Annotated in this window: 1 pseudogene; it reads left to right on the forward strand. The window is 45.8% G+C overall.

Features of this window, described 5'->3' with window-relative positions:
- Window positions 1-393: pseudogene (gene pgrR, locus H0X90_RS35540) on the forward strand (DNA-binding transcriptional regulator PgrR); the annotation flags it as partial.

The following is a 393-nucleotide window of genomic DNA, read 5'->3' on the forward strand; positions in this document are numbered from 1 at the left end:
CATGACATAGATCCAGCCCTGGCATCCCTGAGCGAGCTGCAGAACCGCCCATCCGGGACAATACGTATTACTACTGTAGAACATGCAGCAAAAACGATATTGTTACCAGCAATGCGAACATTCCTGAAATCGCATCCTGAAATTGATATTCAGCTCACCATTGATTATGGTTTGACCGATGTCGTTTCTGAACGTTTTGATGCAGGCGTCCGTCTGGGTGGGGAGATGGATAAAGATATGATCGCCATTCGAATCGGGCCAGATATACCAATGGCTATTGTTGGCTCACCGGATTATTTTTCTCGCCGAAGTGTTCCAACGTCAGTGTCACAATTAATAGATCATCAGGCAATTAATTTGTATCTTCCCACATCGGGTACAGCAAATCGCTGG

The organism is Burkholderia sp. 9775_39, assembly GCF_015712225.1.
Classification (GTDB): Bacteria; Pseudomonadota; Gammaproteobacteria; order Burkholderiales; family Burkholderiaceae; genus Burkholderia; species Burkholderia cenocepacia.